This window comes from Streptomyces sp. NPDC024687 (genome assembly GCF_055559055.1).
On sequence record NZ_JBVHLJ010000001.1, the window covers coordinates 855,386 to 877,902 of the forward strand.

Here is a 22,517-nt window from a genome sequence, read left to right on the forward strand (position 1 = left end):
GTCTGTACAGAGGGCCGTTCTCAGAAGCGCCACCGCGTCTGGCTGAACGGCTGTCCCTTGCCGAAGCCGAAAACCGTCCGCGGCGCCACCGCATAGACGACAGCGTGTCCCGGTCCGTGATGGAAGTAGCCGTCCCGTACCTCGAAGCGCCAGAAATCGCCGTACTTGGCCTCCCACGCGGCGGCGAGCTCCCGGAGACGAGCGTCGTCGGACACCCGCACCGCCTCGCCCTCCACCACCAGGTCGTAGCCCTTGTCCCAGATGTTGGTGCCGGTCGTCAGCGTCACGTGCGCGTTGTGCGCGAGGTTCTTCGCCTTGCGCTCCTCGGGGCCGGTGCAGAAGTGCAGCGCCCCGTGGGCCCACACCGCCGGCAACGGCGTGACGTGCGGGCGCCCGTCCGGTCGTACCGTCGAGATCCAGAACAGCTCGGCGGAGGCCAGCAGCGACTCCGCGTCGGCCCAGGCGTGCGCGGTCGCGTCGGGATCGCTGTAGCGCGGGTCGAGCTGGGTCTCGGGTTCCATCTCGGTCATCACAGGGCCTCCGGCTCGGGAACACCCGGGCCACCGCGGCGGTCCGGCTCGACACCCCCAGTCTGCCGAAGGCGTTCCCCGAATGCGGGGCAAGACGACGAGGGCGCTTCTCCCCAGCTCTCCGGTTAGGCTCGATCGGTACGACCTTGATCGGACGGGAGGCCGGGATGACGGCGGCGCCGGGGCGCAGGAGCAGTACCTTCACGCGGCTGCTGCGGCACGGTTTCACCGATCCGTCGGCCGCCGAGCGGCTGCTCGACAGCGCGGAGCTGAGCGGCGTACGCAATGATCCGGTGCTCCTCGAGGCGCTCGGCGCGACCGCCGACCCCGATCTCGCGCTGCTCGGGCTCGTCCGGCTCCTGGAGGCGCAGCCGGGCCGGGAACTGCTCGACACGGTGATAGCGGCGAAGCCGTTCCGTGACCGGCTGCTCGGGGTGCTCGGCGCGTCCGCCGCCCTCGCCGAGCACCTCGCCCGGCACCCCGGCGACTGGCACGCCCTCGTCACCTACGAGCCCCGCGACCTGCACCCCGGCGTCGAGGAGTTCGAGCGCGGGCTCGCCGAGGCCGCCGACCCCGTCGCGCTGCGGGTCGCCTACCGGCGCTGTCTGCTGTCGATCGCCGCCCGTGACGTGTGCGGCACCACCGACCTCGCCGAGACCGCCGCCGAACTCGCCGACCTCGCCACCGCGACCCTGCGCGCCGCGCTCGCGATAGCGCGGGCGGCCGCCCCCGAGGACGCGGCGCTGTGCCGGCTCGCGGTGATCGCGATGGGCAAGTGCGGTGGCCACGAACTCAATTACGTCTCCGACGTCGATGTGATCTTCGTCGGGGAGGCGGTGGACGGGGCCGACGAGGGCAAGGCCCTGCGCGCCGCCACCAAGCTCGCCTCGCACATGATGCGCGTCTGCTCCGAGACCACCGTCGAGGGGTCCATCTGGCCCGTCGACGCCAATCTGCGGCCCGAGGGCAGAAACGGTCCGCTGGTACGCACCCTCGCCAGCCACCTCGCCTACTACCAGCGCTGGGCCAAGACCTGGGAGTTCCAGGCCCTCCTCAAGGCTCGCCCGGTCGCCGGCGACCTGGAGCTCGGCGAGGAGTACGTCGCGGCCCTCGAACCCCTCGTCTGGAAGGCTGCCGAGCGCGAGAACTTCGTGGCCGACGTGCAGAAGATGCGCCGCCGGGTCGTGGAGAACATCCCCGTCGCCGAGCTCGACCGGCAGCTGAAGCTCGGGCCCGGCGGTCTCAGGGACGTCGAATTCGCCGTACAGCTCCTGCAGTTGGTGCACGGTCGCGAGGACGGCTCGCTGCGCAGCGGCACCACCCTCGACGCCCTGCAGGCCCTCGCCGCAGGCGGCTACGTCGGCCGGGCCGACGCCGCCCAGCTCGACGACGCCTACCGCTTCCTGCGCTCCATGGAGCACCGCATCCAGCTCTACCGGCTGCGCCGCACCCACCTCGTCCCCGAGGACGAGGCCGATCTGCGGCGTCTCGGCCGCTCCCTGGGCCTGCGCGCCGACCCGGTGACCGACCTGAACCGCGAGTGGAAGCGGCACTCCTCCGTCGTACGACGACTGCACGAGAAGCTGTTCTACCGGCCGCTGCTGGACGCCGTGGCCCAACTCGGGCCCGGCGAGGCCCGGTTGAGTGCCGGGGCGGCGCGGGAGCGGCTGATCGCGCTCGGGTACGCCGACCCCGCCTCCGCGCTCCGCCATCTGGAGGCCCTCGCCTCCGGAGTCAGCCGCAAGGCCGCCATCCAGCGAACCCTCCTTCCCGTTCTGCTGGGTTGGTTCGCCGAGTCGGCCGACCCGGACGCCGGGCTGCTCACCTTCCGCAAGGTGTCGGACGCGTTGGGCAAGACCCCCTGGTATCTGCGGCTGCTGAGGGACGAGGGCGCCGCCGCCGAGAACCTCGCGCGCGTGCTGTCCGCCGGGCGCCTCGCCCCCGACCTGCTGATGCGCGCCCCCGAAGCCGTGGCCCTGCTCGGGGACGGCGACGGCGGCGGGCTGGCTCCGCGCGGGCGGGCCGGTCTCGAGCAGGAGATACTCTCCGCGGTCGGCCGCGCGGACGGCGCCGTCCAGGGCGTCACGGCGGCCCGTGGAGTGCGCCGCCGCGAGCTGTTCCGTACGGCCGCCGCGGACATCGTCGGCTCCTACGGCACCGAGACCCAGCCGGCCGAACCGGACCAGGGCGCCCTGGTGGAGCGCGTCGGCGCCGCCGTGTCCGACCTGACCGCCGCCACCCTCGCCGGTACCCTGCGCGCGGTCGTCCGGGAGGGCTGGGGCGACACCCTGCCGACCCGGTTCGCCGTCATCGGCATGGGCCGCTTCGGCGGTCACGAACTCGGCTACGGCTCCGACGCGGACGTCCTGTTCGTGCACGAACCGCGCGAGGGCGTCGAGGAACGGGTGGCTTCCGAGGCCGCCAACAAGGTCGTCTCCGAGATGCGCCGCCTGCTCCAGATCCCGAGCGCCGACCCCCCGCTGCTCATCGACGCCGACCTGCGTCCCGAGGGCAAGTCCGGGCCGTTGGTGCGCACCCTGACGTCGTACGCGGCCTACTACCGCCGCTGGTCACTCGTCTGGGAGGCGCAGGCGCTGCTGCGGGCCGAACCGGTCGCCGGCGACGAGGAGCTGGGCCGCCGCTTCGTCGAGCTCATCGACCCCCTGCGCTATCCGGTGGCCGGCCTCGGCGACGACGCCGTACGCGAGATCCGGCGGCTGAAGGCGCGCATGGAGTCCGAGCGGATGCCACGCGGCGCCGACCCCAAACTGCACACCAAGCTCGGGCCCGGCGGCCTCTCGGACGTCGAGTGGACGGTCCAGCTGCTCCAGATGCGGCACGGGGCGCAGGTGCCGGGGCTGCGCACGACCCGTACCCGCGCGGCCCTCGTCGCCGCACGGGACGCCGGATTCATCTCCGCGGACGACACCCAGGTCCTCGACGAGGCGTGGGTGCTGGCGACCCGGGTGCGCAACGCGGTGATGCTGGTGCGCGGGCGGGCCGGGGACACGTTCCCGGCCGAGGCGCGGGAACTCGCCGCCGTCGGCCGGTACCTGGGGTACGGGCCGGGGCACGCGGGGGACATGCTGGACGACTACCGGCGTACGGCCCGGCGGGCCCGGGGCGTGGTGGAAGAGCTGTTCTACGGGGCGTGAGGGGGCGTCCCGGCCGACGGCCGCCCAAGCCGCCCGGGCCGCCCAAACCGGCTCGCAGCGCCCCGCGGCCGAGCCGGCACGGCCTTCGGCAACGCGTACGGCAGCGCCCCGTACCAGAGCCGCGCCACCGTGAAGCCGAACAACAGGCACAGGATGCCGCCGACCGCGTCGAGCCAGAAGTGGTTGGCGGTGGCGACGATGACCAGCAGAGTCGCCGCCGGGTAGAGCAGGCCCAGGACACGCACCCAGGGCACCGACGCCAGCGCGAAGACCGTCAGGCCGCACCACAGGGACCAGCCGATGTGCATGGACGGCATCGCCGCGTACTGGTTGGACATCTGCTTCAGGTCGCCGGAGGCCATCGAGCCCCACGTCTGGTGGACCATGACCGTGTCGACGAAGTCGCCGCCGTCCATGAGCCGCGGGGGCGCGAGCGGATACAGGTAGTAACCGACCAGTGCCACACCCGTGGTCGCGAAGAGCACCAGACGGGTCGCCGCATAACGGCCGGGGTGGCTGCGGAAGAGCCAGACCAGGACGCCGAGCGTCACGATGAAGTGCAGTGTCGCGTAGTAGTAGTTCATCCCGACGACGAGCCAAGTCACCGAGTTCACCGCGTGGTTGACGGACTCCTCGACCGCGATGCCCAGGTGGTGCTCCATCCGCCAGATCCAGTCGGCATTGCGCAGTGCCTCCGCCTTCTGCTCCGGCACAGCGTTGCGGATCAGTGAGTACGTCCAGTAACTCACCGCGATCAGCAGGATCTCGAACCACAGACGCGGTCGGCCCGGGGTGCGCGTCCGACGCAGAAGACCGGGCTGGGAACCCGGCCGGTCCGCGGCCGTGAGGGAGTCCGGAGCGGCCGCATTCCCGCGGTCTTCCAGACTGGTCACGGTCGAGTCACCCATAGACGCAAAGTCTGCCAGAGACGGCTTGTCCCACCGATCATCCCGCGGTCGGGTTGGGGCCGCATGTCCTACGACGGGAAGAGTGTCCCGTTCTCCTACCGGCGCAGGGGTGAAAGCCCGGGGTCTCCGCCCTACGGACGAGTGCGATCCCCGGGTGCCGAGGCCGTCGAACCCCGCACCACCAGCTCCGGCATGAACACGAACTCGCTGTGCGGCGCGGGCGTTCCGCCGATCTCCTCCAGCAGGGTCCGCACCGCCGCCTGTCCCATGGCCGGTACCGGCTTGCGGACCGTCGTCAGCGGCGGGTCGGTGAAGGCGATCAGCGGGGAGTCGTCGAAACCCACGACCGACACGTCCCGCGGCACTTCCAGACCGCGCTGCCGGGCCGCCCGTATCGCGCCCAGCGCCATCATGTCGCTCGCGCACACCACCGCCGTGCAGTCACGGTCGATGAGCGCCGACGCCGCCGCCTGGCCACCCTCCAGGGTGTACAGCGAGTGCTGGACGAGGTCCGCCTCGACGGTCGCCGCGGCCAGCCCGAGCAGGTCGTGCATGGTGCGGACGAAGCCCTCGATCTTGCGCTGGACCGGCACGAAGCGCTTGGGGCCGAGCGCGAGCCCGATCCGCGTGTGCCCCAGCGACACCAGGTGCGTCACCGCCAGTGCCATCGCCGCGCGGTCGTCGGGGGAGATGAACGGCGCCTGCACCTTCGGCGAGAACCCGTCCACGAGCACGTACGGCACGCCCTGCGCCCGCAGCTGCTCGTAGCGCTGCATGTCCGCGGAGGTGTCCGCGTGCAGCCCGGAGACGAAGATGATGCCCGCCACGCCCCGGTCGACGAGCATCTCGGTGAGCTCGTCCTCCGTGGAGCCGCCCGGGGTCTGGGTGGCGAGGACGGGGGTGTAGCCCTGTCGGGTCAGCGCCTGGCCGATCACCTGGGCCAGGGCCGGGAAGATCGGGTTCTCCAGCTCCGGGGTGATCAGGCCCACCAGGCCCTCGCTGCGCTGCCGCAGTCGCACCGGGCGTTCGTAGCCCAGCACGTCGAGTGCGGCCAGCACGGTCTGGCGGGTGGTCGCGGCGACGCCCGGCTTCCCGTTGAGGACGCGGCTGACGGTCGCCTCGCTCACCCCGGCCTGAGCAGCGATGTCGGCTAGCCGTGTGGTCACGGCACCGGACTGTACCGGCCGTATCGTCATCGCGGTCCCTCTGTTCTGGTCGGCGCCCCTTGTCCCGCAAGGGGATGATTCCCGCAAGACAGGGGGATGGCAAGAGCTTGCAGAGTCTTGCACACCCGGTAATCGTCCCGCTCAGCCCCGTAAAACAAGGGTCTCGCGACGGTCGACAAGGGGTCACGACGGGGTAACTTCCGCAGCCTCTTGCACTTTTTTGCTGCAAGCTCTTTCGCAAGCCTTGCATCGCTGTTACGTTCCCACTCGCCCGGCGGCCGCAAAGGCGCAGCCGGTGGACGGGGAGGGCAGACGGGGCCTCTCCTCGCAGCACACGGGCTTTCACCCTCAAGGAGAACTCATGCGGCGTGGCATAGCGGCCACAGCGCTGGTGGCGTCTTTCGCTCTCGCGGCGACGGCGTGCGGCGGAAGCGACAGCGGCGACAAGGCCGACGGTCCGGTCACCATCACCTGGTGGGACACCTCCAACGCCACCAACGAGGCGCCGACGTACCAGGCCCTGATCAAGGACTTCGAGGCCGCCAACAAGGGCATCAAGGTCAAGTACGTCAACGTGCCCTTCGACCAGGCGCAGAACAAGTTCGACACCGCGGCCGGCGCGAGCGGCGCCCCCGACGTGCTGCGCTCCGACGTCGGCTGGACCCCCGCCTTCGCCAAGAAGGGCTACTTCCTGCCCCTCGACGGCACCGAGGCCCTCGCCGACCAGGCCAAGTTCAAGCCGAACCTGATCGAGCAGGCGAAGTACGACGGCAAGACCTACGGCGTCCCCTTCGTCACCGACACCCTCGCCCTGGTCTACAACAAGCAGCTCTTCGAGAAGGCCGGTGTCGAGGCCCCCAAGACCTGGGACGACCTGAAGGCCGCCGCCGCCACGATCAAGTCGAAGACCGGCGTCGACGGTTACTGGGGCTCCACCGCGGCCTATTACGCCCAGACCTTCCTCTACGGCGAGGGCACCGACACCGTCGACGCCGCCGCCAAGAAGATCACGGTGAACTCGGACGCCGCCAAGAAGGGCTACGGCACCTGGCTGAGCCTCTTCTCCGGCAAGGGCCTGCACAAGGCCGACACCACCGCAGACGCCTACGCCCACATCCAGGACGCGTTCGTCAACGGCAAGGTCGCCGCGATCATCCAGGGCCCGTGGGAGATCACCAACTTCTACAAGGGCTCGGCCTTCAAGGACAAGAACAACCTCGGCATCGCCACCGTCCCGGCCGGCTCCAGCGGCAAGGCGGGCGCCCCGACCGGCGGCCACAACCTGTCGGTCTACGCCGGCTCGGACTCCGCCCACCAGAAGGCGGCCGAGAAGTTCGTGGGCTTCATGACCTCCGCGAAGTCGCAGACGCAGATCGCGCTGAAGAACTCCACGCTGCCCACCCGCGACGACGCCTACACCGCCGAGGTCAAGGCCGACCCGGGCATCGCCGGATACCAGTCGGTCCTCTCCTCCGCCCAGCCGCGCCTGGCCCTGCCGGAGTACAGCTCCCTGCTGACCCCGCTGGACACCGAGCTGCTGAAGATCGCCGGCGGCAAGGAGTCCCTGGACAAGGGTCTGAGCAACGCCGAGGTCGCGATCGCCAAGCTGGTGCCGGACTTCAGCAAGTGAGCCCGGGTGGCCGCCGGATCTCCCGGTCATGGGGGAGAGATCCGGCGGCCACCGGCCTGCGCCCAGCCGTGCCCGGCGGGCCGCGTCGCCCAGCCACTTCTCAGAGCCGCAGAACTTTCAGAAGGTGTCGAACATGACAGTCGCCATCGACCGCGCCACCGGCAAGCGCCGCGGTGACCGCGCGCCGCGGCCCGGGCGGGGCCAACGCCTGAAGCTCAGCTACCAGAAGCACTGGTACGCCTACGCGATGATCGCCCCGGTGGCGGTCGTCCTCGGCGTCCTCGTGCTCTACCCCCTGGTCTACGGCGTCTACCTGACGCTCACCGACGCCAACAGCCTCAACACGGCCCGCACGATCGGCGTCAACCACATCGACGCCACCTACAAGTTCATCGGCCTGGACAACTACGCCGACATCCTGTGGGGCGACACGGCCTACGACCGCTTCTGGTCGCACTTCATCTGGACCGTCGTCTGGACGGCCCTGTGCGTGGCCCTGCACTACTGCATCGGGCTCGGCCTGGCCCTGCTGCTCAACCAGCAGCTGCGGGGCCGCACCCTGTACCGGCTGATCCTGGTGCTGCCCTGGGCCGTGCCGACCTTCGTCACCGTCTTCGGCTGGCGGTTCATGCTCGCCGACGGCGGCATCATCAACACCGCGCTGGACGCACTCCACCTGCCGTCACCGGCCTGGCTGGAGGACACCTTCTGGCAGCGGTTCGCCGCGATCATGGTCAACACCTGGTGCGGAGTGCCGTTCATGATGGTCTCGCTGCTCGGCGGACTCCAGTCCATCGACGGCTCGCTGTACGAGGCCGCCGAGATGGACGGCGCGAGCGCCTGGCAGCGGTTCCGGTACGTCACCCTCCCGGGCCTGCGCTCGGTCAGCTCCACCGTCGTCCTGCTCGGCATCATCTGGACGTTCAACCAGTTCGCCGTGATCTTCCTGCTGTTCGGCAACACCGCGCCGGACGCGCAGATCCTGGTCACCTGGGCCTACTACCTGGGCTTCGGACAGCAGCCGCGTGACTTCGCACAGTCGGCCGCGTACGGCATCCTGCTGCTGGCCATCCTGATCGTCTTCACCTCCTTCTACCGCCGCTGGCTGAACCGCAATGACCAGCAGCTCGCGATCTGAGGCAGGAGCTCCCATGAGTACGACCACAGTCGAGACCTCCGCCGCGGTGTCCGAGGCCGGCCCCGCACCGGCACCCGGCCGGATCCGCCGCCGCGGTGAGCAGAGCCTCGCCGGCTCCCTCGTCTCGCACGGCATCCTCGTCGTCGCGAGCCTCGTCGCACTGTTCCCGATCGCCTGGCTGGTGTTCCTGTCACTCGGCCCGGACAAGGACGACTACCTCCACCCGGGCGGCATCTGGAAGAAGATGACGTTCGACAACTACTCGTTCGTTCTTCAGCACACCGAGTTCTTCAGCTGGCTCAAGAGCTCGCTGATCGTCTCGCTCGGCACCACGGTGATCGGCGTGCTGATCGCCGCGACCACCGGGTACGCCGTGTCCCGGATGCGCTTTCCGGGCTACCGGAAGTTCATGTGGGTGCTCCTGGTCACCCAGATGTTCCCGGTGGCCGTCCTCATGGTGCCGATGTACCAGATGCTCTCGGACCTCCAGCTCATCGACAGCTACCTTGGACTCGTCCTCGTGTACTGCTCGACAGCGGTGCCGTACTGCGCCTGGCTGCTGAAGGGCTATTTCGACACCATCCCGTTCGAGATCGACGAGGCCGGACGCGTCGACGGGCTGACCCCCTTCGGCACGTTCGCGCGGCTGATCCTGCCGCTCGCCAAGCCGGGGCTCGCGGTCGCCGCGTTCTACAGCTTCCTCACCGCGTTCGGTGAGGTCGCGTTCGCCTCGACGTTCATGCTGTCCGACACGAAGTACACCTTCGCGGTGGGACTGCAGAGCTTCGTGAGCGAGCACGACGCCCAGCGGAACCTGATGGCCGCGACGGCGGTGCTGATCGCGATACCGGTGTCCGTGTTCTTCTACCTGGTGCAGAAGAACCTGGTGACCGGCCTCACCGCGGGCGGCACGAAGGGCTGAGGCCCACTCCGAGACCCGAGGCGGCCGCAGTGTCCATCCGACCCCGCTGTCACCGCGGCCGCCTCGCCACTTGACGACCCCATGACCCCCTTACGTTTCAAGGACGCCATGAGCCAGCAGCACTACGCCACCGCCCCGGCATCGACCCCCGCCAAAGCCCAGCGCAGCGACTGGTGGCGGGACGCGGTGATCTACCAGGTCTATCCGCGCAGCTTCGCCGACAGCAACGGTGACGGCATGGGCGACCTGGAAGGCGTCCGCACCCGACTGCCGTACCTGCGCGACCTCGGTGTGGACGCCGTGTGGCTCAGCCCCTTCTACGCCTCGCCGCAGGCCGACGCCGGCTACGACGTCGCCGACTACCGGGCCGTGGACCCGATGTTCGGCAACCTCCTGGACGCCGACGCGCTGATCCGCGACGCCCGCGCACTGGGACTCAGGACCATCGTCGACCTGGTGCCCAACCACTCCTCCGACCAGCACGAGTGGTTCAAGCGGGCCGTCGCCGAGGGCCCGGGATCGCCGCTGCGGGACCGCTACCACTTCCGGCCCGGCAAGGGCGTGAACGGCGAGCTCCCGCCCAACGACTGGGAGTCCATCTTCGGCGGCCCCGCCTGGACGCGTGTCGCGGACGGCGAGTGGTACCTCCACCTCTTCGCGCCCGAGCAGCCCGACTTCAACTGGGACCACCCGGCCGTCGGCGACGAGTTCCGCTCGATCCTGCGCTTCTGGCTCGACATGGGCGTGGACGGCTTCCGCATCGACGTGGCACACGGCCTGGTGAAGGCGGAGGGGCTGCCCGACCTGGGATCCCACGACCAGGTGAAGCTCCTGGGCAACGATGTCATGCCGTTCTTCGACCAGGACGGCGTCCACGAGATCTACCGCCAGTGGCGGCTCATCCTCGACGAGTACTCCGGGGAGCGGATCTTCGTCGCCGAGGCCTGGACCCCGACCATCGAGCGCACCGCCAACTACGTGCGGCCCGACGAGCTGCACCAGGCCTTCAACTTCCAGTACCTGAGCACTGCTTGGGACGCCGAGGAGCTGCGCGAGGTCATCGACCGCACGCTGGAGGCGATGCGTCCGGTCGGCGCCCCGGCCACCTGGGTGCTGTCCAACCACGACGTCACCCGCCACGCCACCCGCTTCGCCAACCCGCCCGGCCTCGGCACCCAGATCCGCACCGCGGGCGACAGGGAGCTGGGCCTGCGCCGCGCCCGCGCCGCCACGCTGCTCATGCTGGCGCTGCCCGGATCGGCGTACATCTACCAGGGCGAGGAGCTCGGCCTGCCGGACGTCGTCGACCTCGCCGACGAGGTCCGCCAGGACCCGGCGTACTTCCGCGGCGCCGGTCAGGACGGCTTCCGCGACGGCTGCCGGGTGCCGATCCCGTGGACGCGCGAGGGATCGTCGTACGGCTTCGGCGCGGGCGGCAGCTGGCTGCCCCAGCCGGCGGAGTGGGCGGAGCTGAGCGTCGAGGCGCAGACCGGCGACCCCGACTCCACCCTGGAGCTGTACCGCACGGCCCTCGCCGTCCGCCGCGCCCAGCCCGATCTCGGCGCCGGGGACGCGGTCGAGTGGCTCCGGGCACCCGAGGGCGTCCTCGCCTTCCGCCGCGGCGAGTTCGTCTGTGTCGCCAACACCGGTCGTGAGTCGGTGACGACTCCGGCGTACGGCCGCCTGCTGCTCGCCAGCGGGCAGGTCGCCGAGGTCGACGGGGACGCGAAGGTGCCGGCCGACACGACCGTGTGGTGGACGACGGCCTGAGCAGACGCGGGAATCACCGGGCCCTCACGGGGGCCCGGTGATTTTTCTGCCCGGCGTGTCGATCGGCGGGAGGTGCGTTCGACGCTTGGGGGAGAGGGCGAACCGCGCCCCGCGTCCGAGGAGAGACCATGCAGATCCGCGCCCGCCTGGGTATCAGTGCCGACGGCTATGTGACCACCCCGAACGGCTGGCCCGCGCAGACCGCCGACCCCGCCTTCGCCTCCGGCGAGAGCCACGGCATCCGGGAGTTCCTGGCCGACTGCGAGGCCGCGCTCATGGGCCGTACGACCTTCGAGCCGGCGCTCACCAACAGCCGCTGGCCCTGGCCGAACCTGGACGTGTTCGTCCTCGGCTCGCACCGCCCCGAGGGCACCCCGGACCACGTCACCACCGACAGCGACCCGGTACGCCTCCTGGAGAAGATCCGCGCCGCCAACCGGGGAGGCGACGTCCACCTCGTCGGCGGCCCCCGCACGATCGGCATCTTCCACGCCCTCGGCGCGCTCGGCCGCCTCGAACTGGTCGTCGTGCCCATGCTGTTCGGCGGCGGAATGCGGCTGACCCCCGCCCTCAGCCCCGATGCCGGCCTGACCTTCCTCAGCCAGCGGGCGCTGCCCGGCGGGTCGGTGGAGATCGTGTACTCCTGCACCGGGAGCCGCGAGGACCTTCCGGACAAGCCGGCCAGCCAGCGCTGAGCGGCCCCCTCACGAGAGCGCGTGAAACTTCTTGCCGTTGCTTTCACGGCCCTTGCTGTAAACATTTCAACAGCGGTACGTTCTCGCCGGCGCCAGGCAAAGACGCCTGGCCGTCGGGCAAGGAGAACCCCCACGTGATATCGAGATGGTCCACCGGCGCGACCGCCGCCGCCCTCGCCGCCACCGTCGCCGCCCTCACCCCCACCGCCGCCCAGGCCTCCCCGCCGGGCGGCAAGGACGTCACCGCGGTCCTCTTCGAGTGGAACTTCGCCTCCGTCGCCAAGGAGTGCACCAACACCCTCGGCCCCGCCGGATACGGCTACGTCCAGGTCTCCCCGCCCGCCGAGCACATCCAGGGCTCGCAGTGGTGGACCTCGTACCAGCCGGTCAGCTACCGGATCGCGGGGCGCCTCGGTGACGCCACCGCCTTCAAGAACATGGTGAACACCTGCCACGCGGCCGGAGTGAAGGTCGTCGTCGACACCGTCGTCAACCACATGTCCGCGGGCAGCGGCACCGGTACCGGCGGCTCGTCGTACACGAAGTACACCTACCCGGGCCTGTACTCCTCGTACGACATGGACGACTGCACCTCCACCATCACCGACTACACGAACCGCGCCAACGTCCAGAACTGCGAACTCGTCGGCCTAGCCGACCTGGACACCGGCGAGGAGTACGTCCGCGCCACCATCGCCGGCTATATGAACTCCCTGCTCGGCTACGGCGTCGACGGCTTCCGCGTCGACGCGGCCAAGCACATCCCGGCCACCGACCTCGCCAACATCAAGTCCCGGCTGAGCAACCCGTCGGTGTACTGGAAGCAGGAGGTCATCTACGGCAGCGGAGAGGCCGTCCAGCCCACCGAGTACACCGGCAACGGGGACGTCCAGGAGTTCCGTTACGCCTACGACCTCAAGCGCGTCTTCAACAACGAGAACCTCGCCTATCTGAAGAACTACGGCGAGGGCTGGGGCTACCTGAACAGCTCGGTGGCCGGTGTCTTCGTCGACAACCACGACACCGAGCGCAACGGCAGCACCTTGAACTACAAGGACGGCGCGAACTACACGCTGGCCAACGTGTTCATGCTCGCGTACCCGTACGGCGCCCCGGACATCAACTCCGGCTACGAGTGGTCCGACACGGACGCCGGGCCGCCCAACAACGGTTCCGTGAGCGCGTGTTGGCAGAACGGCTGGAAGTGCCAGCACGCCTGGCCGGAGATCCTGCGCATGGTCGCCTTCCGCAACGCGACCCGCGGTGAGCCGGTCACCAACTGGTGGGACAACGGCGGCGACTGGATCGCCTTCGGGCGGGGCGCCAAGGGCTATGTCGCCATCAACCACGAGTCGGGCAGCCTGAGTCGGACCTACCAGACCTCGCTGCCCGCCGGGACGTACTGCAACGTGCAGAACAACACGAGCGTGACGGTCGGCTCCAACGGCCAGTTCACCGCCACCCTCGGCGCCAACACGGCACTGGCGATCTACGCGGGCAAGTCCACCTGCTGAGCCACTCATGGGGAACGTGGGACTGACGCTCAAGGAGTGTCGTCCTACGTTCCCTGCTGTCTATGGGAGCGCTCCCATCCCTTTCCCGAAGGAGTGCGTCATGCAGCGCGGACTCAGCACGTGGGCCATGACCACGGCGGCGGCCCTGCTCGCCGTCGCCGGCGTCACGGCCGCCGACCTGCCCCACAAGGTCACCGCCACCACCGCCACCGTCAACGGCTCCACCACCTACCAGCCCATCGACGGCTTCGGCTTCTCCGAGCACTTCGGCCGGGCCGCCGTCATGAACGGCTCGCAGGGCCTGTCGGCCCAGCACCAGCGGGAGTTGCTCGATCTGCTGCTGAGTCGCACCACCGGCGCCGGCCTCAGCATCCTGCGCCTCGGCATCGACTCCGGCATCCAGCCCACCGACCCCGGCGGCCCGGACGCCGCCCCCCGGTACACCTGGGACGGCTACGACAAGGGCCAGGTGTGGCTCGCCAAGGAGGCCAAGGCGTACGGCGTGAACCGCTTCTACGCCGACGCCTGGACCGCGCCCGGCTACATGAAGACCAACGGCACGGACGCCGACGGCGGCACGCTGTGCGGGCTGAGCGGAGCCACCTGCGCGAGCGGGGACTGGCGCAAGGCGTACGCCGACTTCCTTGTGCAATGGGCGAAGTTCTACGGCCGGGAGGGCATCGGCATCACCGACATCGGCTTCACCAACGAACCCGACTGGACGGCGACGTACGACTCGATGCGGCTCACGCCCGCCCAGGCGACCGAGTACGTGAAGTTCTTCGGTCCGGTCGCGAAGGCGGCCGGATACAAGGTCGCCTGCTGCGACTCCTTCGGCTGGACCCAGCAGAAGGCCTACACGAGCGCGATCGAGGCCGACGCCACCGCCCGCGGTTACGTGACCACCCACACCGGCCACAACTACGCCAGCGCGGTCGACAGCCCGCTGCCCACCTCCAGGCGCACCTGGATGTCGGAGTGGTCGCCCAACGGCACCACCTGGAACGAGAACTGGGACGACGGCAGCGGCTACGACGGCTTCACGGTCGCCTCCGCGATCCACGACGCCCTCACCAAGGGGAACGTCAGCGGCTACGTCTACTGGTACGGCGCCTCCCTGGGCGCGACCCGGGGTCTGATCCAGCTGGACGGCGACAGCTACCACGTCTCCAAGCGGCTGTGGGCGATGGCCAACTACAGCCGCTTCATCCGCCCCGGCGCCACCCGCCTCGGTGCCACGACCCCCGACAGCGCTTTGAAGCTCTCGGCGTTCCGCAACACGGACGGCACGGTCACCGTCGTGGCGCTGAACACGGCCACCGAGGCGAACCAGGTCCGCTTCAGCCTGCGGAACACCGGAATCACCAGCGGGAGTGCGACGCCGTACCTCACCAACGGCTCGAACAGCACCTCCCGCCAGGCGTCGGTCCCCGTGACCGGAGGCTCTCTCACGGCCACCGTCCCGGCCCGCTCGCTCGTCACCTACACCATCCGGCGCTGAAAGTTCTTTCCATCTGTTTCAGGACTCTTGCTGTAATCCTTACGGCGGCGATACGGTCACGCGGGGTCGGACCCGCAGAGCCGTACATCGCAAGGAGTTCACGTCTGTGATACCGAGATGGCCGGTGCCGTCCAGGCGCCGCACCACGCATGCCGGACGGGTCGCCGCGGTCACCGTGACCGCGCTGGCCGCAGCGCTCGTCCAGCCGCTGTCCGCCCGGGCGGACACCCCGCCGCCACCGCCCTCCGACGCGAAGCTCGCCGCGCAGCCGGCCCGGCACGACGACACCCGCGAGCAGTTCTACTTCGTCCTGCCGGACCGTTTCGCCAACGGCGACACCTCCAACGACCGGGGCGGGCTCACCGGTTCACGGCTGAGCACCGGCTACGACCCCACCGACAAGGGCTTCTACCAGGGCGGCGACCTCAAGGGGCTGACCCGGAAGCTCGACTACATCAAGGGCCTGGGCACCACCTCCATCTGGATGGCCCCGATCTTCAAGAACCGGCCCGTGCAGGGGACGGGGGCCGACGCCTCCGCCGGTTACCACGGTTACTGGATCACCGACTTCACCCAGGTCGACCCGCACTTCGGCACCAACAAGGACCTGGAAACCCTCATCTCCAAGGCCCACGCCAAGGGCATGAAGGTCTTCTTCGACGTCATCACCAACCACACGGCCGACGTCGTCGACTACGAGGAGAAGTCCTACGACTACCTCTCCAAGGGCGCCTTCCCCTATCTGACGAAGGACGGGGAGCCCTTCGACGACGCGGACTACGCGTCCGGCGGCAAGAGGTTCCCCGCCGTGGACGCCGACTCCTTCCCGCGCACCCCGACGGTCACCGACACGGGCGCCAAGGTCCCCTCCTGGCTCAACGACCCGACGATGTACCACAATCGCGGCGACTCGACCTACGCCGGTGAGTCCACGACCTACGGCGACTTCTCCGGCCTCGACGACCTGTGGACCGAGCGTCCCGAGGTCGTCTCCGGCATGGAGCGGATCTACCGGCGCTGGGTCAGGGACTTCGACATCGACGGCTTCCGGATCGACACCGTGAAGCACGTGAACATGGAGTTCTGGACCCAGTGGGCCACCGCCCTGGACGCCTACGCGGCCGAGCAGGGCCGCAAGGACTTCTTCATGTTCGGCGAGGTCTACTCCGCCGACACGTCGATCACCTCGCCGTACGTCACCCAGGGCCGCCTCGACGCCACCCTCGACTTCCCCTTCCAGGAGGCCGCCCGCCAGTACGTCTCCCAGGGCGGCAGCGCGCAAAAGCTCGCGAGCGTCTTCGGCGACGACTACAAGTACACGACCGACAAGGCCAACGCCTACGAGCAGGTCACCTTCCTCGGCAACCACGACATGGGCCGCCTCGGGTACTTCCTGAACCAGGACAACCCGAAGGCCACCGACGCCGAACTCCTCGCCAAGGACCGGCTCGCCAACGAGCTGATGTTCCTCAGCCGCGGCAACCCCGTCGTCTACTACGGCGACGAACAGGGCTTCACCGGCGCCGGCGGCGACAAGGACGCCCGCCAGACGATGTTCGCGTCCAGGACGGCCGACTACCTGGACGACGACGAGATCGGCACCGACCGCACCCACGCGAGCGACGCGTACGACACGAGCGCACCGCTCTACCGGCAGATCGCCCGACTCGCCAAGCTCCGCAAGGCCGAACCGGCGCTGGCGGACGGCGTCCAGGAGGAGCGGTACGCGGCCGACGGGGCCGGGGTCTACGCCTTCTCCCGCACCGACGCCACGACCGGCACCGAGTACGTCGTCGCCTTCAACAACGTGAGCGAGGCCAAGTCGGCGACCTTCGCGACCGGTTCGGCGAACATGGCGTTCAAGGGAATCTACGGTGGTGCCGCCGGCGTCACCTCCGACGCGGACAAGAAGGTCACCGTCACCGTCCCCGCCGGCTCCGCGATCGTCCTCAAGGCGGCCGACTCGCTCGCCAAGCCCGCCACCAGGCCGACGATCACCCTCAAGGCCCCCGCCCCCGGCGCCACCGGCACCGTCGAGCTCACCGCCGACGTGGCCGGCGGACAGCTCAACCGGGTCGTCTTCGCCGCACAGGTCGGCGGCGGCGAGTGGCGGACCCTCGGCTCCGCCGACCACGCGCCGTACAAGGTCACGCAGGTCGTCGGCAAGGCCGTACCGGCCGGAACAGCCTTGCGTTACAAGGCCGTTGTCGTCGACGCGAGGGGACGCACCGCTTCGGCGACGGCGGAGTCCGTCACCGGCACCCCGCCCGCAGCCGAGACCCCCACCGCCTCCTCCCGCGACTACGCGGTCGTCCACTACAAGCGCGCCGACGGCGACTACGCCGACTGGGGCCTGTACGCCTGGGGCGACCTCGCCGACGGCGAGTCCACCACCTGGCCCGACAGCCACCCCTTCGTCGGCCGGGACGCGTACGGCGCCTTCGCCTACGTCAAGCTGAAGCCCGGCGCCTCGAACGTGGGCTTCCTCGTCATCGACAAGGACGGGAACAAGGACGTCTCCACCGACCGCACGATCGACGTCACCAGGACCGGTGAGATCTGGATCGAGCAGGGCAAGGACGCCGTACAGACACAGCGCCCCGACTACCCGGCGCAGGACAGGACCAAGGCGGTCGTCCACTACCACCGCGCGGACGGGAACTACGACGGCTGGGGTCTGCACGTCTGGACCGGCGCCGCGCACCCCACCGACTGGTCGAAGCCGCTGGAGCCGGTGCGGACCGACGCCTTCGGCGCGGTCTACGAGGTACCTCTCAACGACGGTGCCACCAGCCTGAGTTACATCATCCACAAGGGCGACGAGAAGGACCTGCCCACCGACCAGTCCCTCGACCTCACGGCGAACGGCCACGAGGTGTGGCTGCTGAACGGCCAGGAGAAGTACCTGCTCCCGCAGCCCGCCGGGTCGGCCGCCGCGCTCGACCTGACCACCTCCAAGGCGGTCTGGATCGACCGGAACACCCTCGCCTGGAACGGCTCCGAGGCCGCCGCCTCCACCCAGCTCCTGTACTCCCACGACGGCTCGATCACCGTCGACGGGGGAGCCCTGACCAGCGACGACGAGCGGTGGCTGCGGCTGGCCAGGACCACTCTCACCGACGCGCAGAAGACGAAGTTCCCGCACCTGAAGGACTACACGGCCTGGTCGGTCGACCCGCGTGACCGGGACCGCGTGCAGGAAGCCCTCGGCGGACAGCTCGTCGCCTCCCAACGTGCCGCCAACGGGGCCGTGTTGACGGCGACCGGCGTGCAGATCGCGGGCGTGCTCGACGACCTGTACCCGAAGGCGACGAAGGCCGACCTCGGGCCGACGTTCAGCAAGGGACGCCCGAGGCTCGCCGTCTGGGCGCCGACCGCGCAGTCGGTGCAGCTCGAACTGGACGGCTCCACGGTCGCCATGCGACGCGACGCCACTACCGGCGTCTGGTCCGTCACCGGCCCCGCGTCCTGGAAGGGCAAGCCCTACCGGTACGTCGTGAAGGTCTGGGCGCCCGGTGTCCGCAAGGTCGTCACCAACAAGGTCACCGACCCCTACTCGGTCGCCCTCACCACCGACTCCGAGCGCAGCCTCGTCGTCGACCTGGAGGACAGGTCCCTGGCCCCGCCCGGCTGGTCGACGTACACCAAGCCGAAGGCGGTGCCCCTCAGGGACGCCGAGATCCAGGAGCTGCACATCCGGGACTTCTCGGTGGCGGACAAGACCGTGCCGGCCGAGGACCGGGGCACCTACCTCGCCTTCGCCGACAGGAACAGCGACGGCTCCGAGCACCTGCGCCGGCTGGCGAAGTCGGGCACCTCGTACGTCCACCTCCTGCCCGCCTTCGACATCGCGACCATCCCCGAGAAGACGTCCGATCAGGCAACTCCCGACTGCGACCTCGCCTCCTACCCGGCCGACTCCGACCGACAGCAGGAGTGCGTGGCGAAGTCGGCCGCGAAGGACGCCTACAACTGGGGCTACGACCCGTACCACTACACGGTCCCCGAGGGCTCGTACGCGACCGACCCCGACGGCACCCGCCGCACGGTGGAGTTCCGGAGGATGGTCAAGTCCCTCAACGACGACGGCCTGAGGGTCGTCATGGACGTCGTCTACAACCACACCGCGGCGAGCGGACAGGCTCCCACGAGCGTCCTCGACCGGATCGTGCCCGGCTACTACCAGCGGCTCCTCGCCGACGGTTCGGTGGCCAACAGCACCTGCTGCGCGAACACGGCCACCGAGAACGCCATGATGGGCAAGCTGGTCGTCGACTCGATCGTCACCTGGGCCAGGGAGTACAAGGTCGACGGGTTCCGCTTCGACCTCATGGGCCACCACCCCAAGGCCAACATCCTGGCCGTGCGCAAGGCCCTCGACGCGCTGACCCTCAAGAAGGACGGCGTCGACGGCAAGAAGATCATCCTCTACGGCGAGGGCTGGAACTTCGGCGAGGTCGCCGACGACGCCCGCTTCGTGCAGGCCACCCAGAAGAACATGGCCGGCACCGGGATCGCCACCTTCTCCGACCGCGCCCGAGACGCCGTACGCGGCGGCGGACCCTTCGACGAGGACCCCGGCGTCCAGGGCTTCGCCTCCGGGCTGTACACCGACCCCAACGGATCGACGGCGAACGGGACGCCGGCGCAGCAGAAGGCCCGCCTGCTCCACTACCAGGACCTCATCAAGGTGGGCCTGTCCGGCAACCTCGCGACGTACCGCTTCACCGACAGCGACGGCAAGGAGGTCACCGGCGCCCAGGTCGATTACAACGGGCAGCCCGCCGGATACGCGGACGCGCCCGGTGACGCCCTCGCCTACGCCGACGCGCACGACAACGAGTCACTGTTCGACGCGCTGACGTACAAGCTGCCCGCGGGCACCAGCGCCTCCGAGCGGGCCCGGATGCAGGTCCTCGCCCTGGCCACGGCCGCCCTCTCCCAGGGCCCGGCGCTCTCCCAGGCGGGCACCGACCTGCTGCGCTCCAAGTCCCTGGACCGCAACTCCTTCGACAGCGGCGACTGGTTCAACGCGATCCACTGGGACTGCCGGGACGGCAACGGCTTCGGCCGCGGACTGCCCATGGCGGCCGACAACGCCTCCAAGTGGCCGTACGCCAAGCCGCTGTTGGGCTCGGTGAAGGTCGGCTGCGCGCAGATCGAGGGGGCGTCGGCCGCGTACCGGGACCTGCTGCGGATCCGTACGACGGAGCGGGCGTTCTCGCTCGGCACGGCGGACCAGGTGCAGTCGCGGCTGTCCTTCCCGCTGTCCGGCACTCAGGAGACGCCCGGGGTGATCACGATGGAACTCGGTGACCTGGTCGTCGTCTTCAACGCGACGCCGAAGGCCCAGAGCCAGCGGGTCGGCACCCTTGCCGGAAGCACCTACCGGCTGCACCCCGTGCAGGTGGCGGGGGCGGACTCTACCGTCAAGGAGGCGTCCTACGAGAAGGAATCCGGTACGTTCGCCGTTCCGGCGAGAACCGTGGCCGTTTTCCTCCGCCATCCTTAGTTGAACGCATTACCTTGGTGGAGCAGGCCCCGAACCGCGGTCTGCTCCACCGGTGTTGCCCGAGGGGTGACAGATGGACGTAAAAAGCAAGCTGACAGGCACGACCGTGCTGGTCGTGGACGACGTGGAGGCCAGCCGGTACGCCGTGGGCACCGTGCTGAGCCGCGCCGGGCACCGGGTCGTACCGGTCGCCACCGGCGGCGAGGCCCTCGCCGAACTCGACGCACGGCTGCTCAAAGGCACCCTGCCGGACGTGGCGCTCGTCGACGTCGGGCTGCCCGACATGAGCGGCTTCGACCTCTGCCGGCTGTTCAAGGAGCGCCCGCACACGGCCGGGATGCCCGTCGTGCACTTCTCCGCAGCGGCCTCGCCCCCCGCCGACTTCTGCCAGGGCCTGGACGCGGGCGTCGAGGCCTACCTGCGGGTGCCCGCCGAGCCCCTGGAGATCGAGGCGGTGGTCCGGGCCGCCGTACGCAACGCGCAACTGCGGGCCGGTGACCAGGCGCTCGTACGACGGCTCACCCTGCTCTCCGAGACGATCGTCACCATCCAGTCGGCACGCACCCTGCAGGAACTGTCCGACGCGGCCGCCGAGGGTGTCTCGCGGCTCACCGGCACCCCCGCCGCGGTCTTCGTCCTCGACCAGGACGACCAGCTCTACCGCGGTCTGTCCCGCGACCGCATCCGCGTCGCGTTGCCCGACGAGGCCGCCGACCAGGCCGTCGCCGGCCTGCTGCGCCGGCTCACCCGCGGGCAGGCCGGAGTACAGCTGACCACCGTGCCCGCGCCGCTGTGGCCCAGCGGGTTCTTCCGGCCCGGTGTCGAGCAGGACGCCCGCCTCGCGCTCGTCGTCACCCAGGACGGCCGGGCCCCGGTGTGCCTGGCCGCGCCCGCGCGCGGGATGCGCAGGGTGGGACTGGAGGGCGAGGCCCTGCTGGCCCAGCTGGCCCAGGCCACCGCGCTGGCCGCCGAGCCGCTGCTCATGTACAAGGTCGAGCGGCATGTCGCCCTCACCCTCCAGCACAGCTTCCTGCCCCAGCCGCACCGGCTGCCCGAGCTGCCGGGCATCGACGTCGTGGTCCGGTACGTCCCCGCCTCCCGGCAGACCGAGATCGGCGGCGACTTCTACGCCGCGCTCCGCGTGGACGAGGGCGTGCTGACCGCGGTCGGCGATGTCGTCGGGCACTCGCTGGACGCGGCGACCGTCATGGTCGAACTCCGGCACGCGCTGCGCGCCTACGCCGTCGACGAGAGCGATCCGGCCGTGCTCGCCGAGCGCCTCGACCGGACACTGCGGCGCTACCACCCCGACACCACGGCCACCGTCTGCCTGGCCCTGATCGACCCGGCCACCGGACGCACCCGGATCGCCAACGCCGGTCACATCCCGCCGCTGATCGTCCGCGACAACGGCACCGCCGACTACGCCGAGGCGGCCGGCCCACTGCTCGGGGTCGGACTGCCCCATCCGCCGGCCACCGAGCTGTTCCTCGAACCCACCGACCGGCTCCTCATGGTCACCGACGGCCTCATCGAGACCCGGGGCACCGACCTCACGGCCTCCCTGGAACACCTGCGCGCGGCCTCCTCCGGCGCCCTGCCGGGACTGGACGCTCTGTGCGACACCCTCCTGGAGACCTTCGGCCACGACCGGGAGGACGACATCGCCATGCTGGCGCTGCGGCTAGGGTGACCTGTGCCGTCGTAGAACAGGAGTCCTCATGCCGCAGATCACCGTCGAACACTCCCCGTATCTCGACCATGTCGACTGGGAGGAGTTCGCCCTGGCGCTGCACCCGGTCGTCGTCGAGACGGCGGCCGCGAAGCTCGAGGCGTGCAAGACCCGGGTACTGCGCACCGAGGACGAGGCGGTCGGCGGCGAGATCAGGAACCACGCGATCGTGAATGTCACGCTCGCCCTGCTCGCAGGACGGTCCGAGGAGACCAAGGCGAAGCTCACCGAGGCCGTCGTGGAACTGCTGCGCAAGCACGTCGGCCCCGCCGAGGGCCTCACCGTGCACCTCTCCGCCGAGGTGCGCGACCTGGACGCCTCCTACACCAAGGCCGTGCTCTAGG

General features: G+C 69.9%; 14 protein-coding genes. 11 read left to right on the forward strand and 3 right to left on the reverse strand.

Annotation, left to right across the window (positions count from 1 at the left end; genetic code table 11):
- Positions 1 to 20 precede the first annotated feature (20 nt).
- The gene (locus ACZ39I_RS03805) at positions 21 to 530 is read right to left on the reverse strand and encodes a pyridoxamine 5'-phosphate oxidase family protein (RefSeq protein ID WP_403666532.1); all 510 of its coding nucleotides are present in this window, start codon (positions 528 to 530) and stop codon (positions 21 to 23) included.
- A gap of 167 nt (positions 531 to 697) precedes the next feature.
- On the opposite strand from ACZ39I_RS03805, the gene ACZ39I_RS03810 reads away from it, so the two are divergent.
- Positions 698 to 3,685: a bifunctional [glutamine synthetase] adenylyltransferase/[glutamine synthetase]-adenylyl-L-tyrosine phosphorylase gene (locus tag ACZ39I_RS03810; protein WP_467242610.1), complete on the forward strand. Its 2,988-nt coding sequence runs from the start codon at positions 698 to 700 to the stop codon at positions 3,683 to 3,685.
- On the opposite strand, the gene ACZ39I_RS03815 is transcribed toward ACZ39I_RS03810, so the two are convergent.
- Both ACZ39I_RS03815 and ACZ39I_RS03820 read right to left on the reverse strand, forming a co-directional pair.
- The gene (locus tag ACZ39I_RS03815) at positions 3,673 to 4,593 is read right to left on the reverse strand and encodes a phosphatase PAP2 family protein (RefSeq protein WP_467242612.1); all 921 of its coding nucleotides are present in this window, start codon (positions 4,591 to 4,593) and stop codon (positions 3,673 to 3,675) included. The two genes, ACZ39I_RS03810 and ACZ39I_RS03815, sit on opposite strands and share 13 nt — an antisense overlap.
- Positions 4,594 to 4,724: 131 nt before the next feature.
- Positions 4,725 to 5,759 (reverse strand): LacI family DNA-binding transcriptional regulator, encoded by a 1,035-nt coding sequence (locus ACZ39I_RS03820; RefSeq protein ID WP_467242615.1) that lies wholly within the window; start codon positions 5,757 to 5,759, stop codon positions 4,725 to 4,727.
- A 361-nt stretch (positions 5,760 to 6,120) separates the two neighbouring features.
- Here ACZ39I_RS03820 and ACZ39I_RS03825 point away from each other — a divergent pair, with 361 nt between their 5' ends.
- The 10 genes from ACZ39I_RS03825 (at position 6,121) to ACZ39I_RS03870 (ending at position 22,516) form a co-directional block, all read left to right on the forward strand.
- Positions 6,121 to 7,389, forward strand: coding sequence for an extracellular solute-binding protein (locus ACZ39I_RS03825; protein WP_467242617.1), 1,269 nt, complete (start codon positions 6,121 to 6,123; stop codon positions 7,387 to 7,389).
- Positions 7,390 to 7,522: 133 nt separating this feature from the next.
- A complete protein-coding gene (locus tag ACZ39I_RS03830; RefSeq protein ID WP_467242619.1) occupies positions 7,523 to 8,527 on the forward strand; it encodes a carbohydrate ABC transporter permease in 1,005 nt (334 codons plus the stop codon).
- Positions 8,528 to 8,540: 13 nt separating this feature from the next.
- A complete protein-coding gene (locus tag ACZ39I_RS03835; protein ID WP_467242621.1) occupies positions 8,541 to 9,449 on the forward strand; it encodes a sugar ABC transporter permease in 909 nt (302 codons plus the stop codon).
- Positions 9,450 to 9,557: 108 nt separating this feature from the next.
- The gene (locus tag ACZ39I_RS03840; protein WP_467243313.1) at positions 9,558 to 11,219 is read left to right on the forward strand and encodes a glycoside hydrolase family 13 protein; all 1,662 of its coding nucleotides are present in this window, start codon (positions 9,558 to 9,560) and stop codon (positions 11,217 to 11,219) included.
- A gap of 128 nt (positions 11,220 to 11,347) precedes the next feature.
- Positions 11,348 to 11,914: a dihydrofolate reductase family protein gene (locus ACZ39I_RS03845; RefSeq protein WP_467242624.1), complete on the forward strand. Its 567-nt coding sequence runs from the start codon at positions 11,348 to 11,350 to the stop codon at positions 11,912 to 11,914.
- Between the two features lie 134 nt (positions 11,915 to 12,048).
- On the forward strand, positions 12,049 to 13,428 hold the full coding sequence (locus tag ACZ39I_RS03850; protein ID WP_467242628.1) for an alpha-amylase: 1,380 nt from the start codon (positions 12,049 to 12,051) through the stop codon (positions 13,426 to 13,428).
- Between the two features lie 100 nt (positions 13,429 to 13,528).
- On the forward strand, positions 13,529 to 14,929 hold the full coding sequence (locus tag ACZ39I_RS03855; RefSeq protein ID WP_467242632.1) for a glycoside hydrolase family 30 protein: 1,401 nt from the start codon (positions 13,529 to 13,531) through the stop codon (positions 14,927 to 14,929).
- Between the two features lie 106 nt (positions 14,930 to 15,035).
- Positions 15,036 to 20,441, forward strand: a complete 5,406-nt coding sequence (gene pulA / locus ACZ39I_RS03860) for a pullulanase-type alpha-1,6-glucosidase (protein WP_467242636.1) — start codon at positions 15,036 to 15,038, stop codon at positions 20,439 to 20,441.
- A 73-nt stretch (positions 20,442 to 20,514) separates the two neighbouring features.
- A complete protein-coding gene (locus ACZ39I_RS03865; RefSeq protein ID WP_467242638.1) occupies positions 20,515 to 22,134 on the forward strand; it encodes a SpoIIE family protein phosphatase in 1,620 nt (539 codons plus the stop codon).
- Between the two features lie 28 nt (positions 22,135 to 22,162).
- Complete coding sequence (locus tag ACZ39I_RS03870; RefSeq protein WP_352383121.1) at positions 22,163 to 22,516, forward strand: 5-carboxymethyl-2-hydroxymuconate Delta-isomerase; 354 nt, start codon at positions 22,163 to 22,165, stop codon at positions 22,514 to 22,516.
- The last annotated feature ends 1 nt before the right edge of the window (position 22,517 follow it).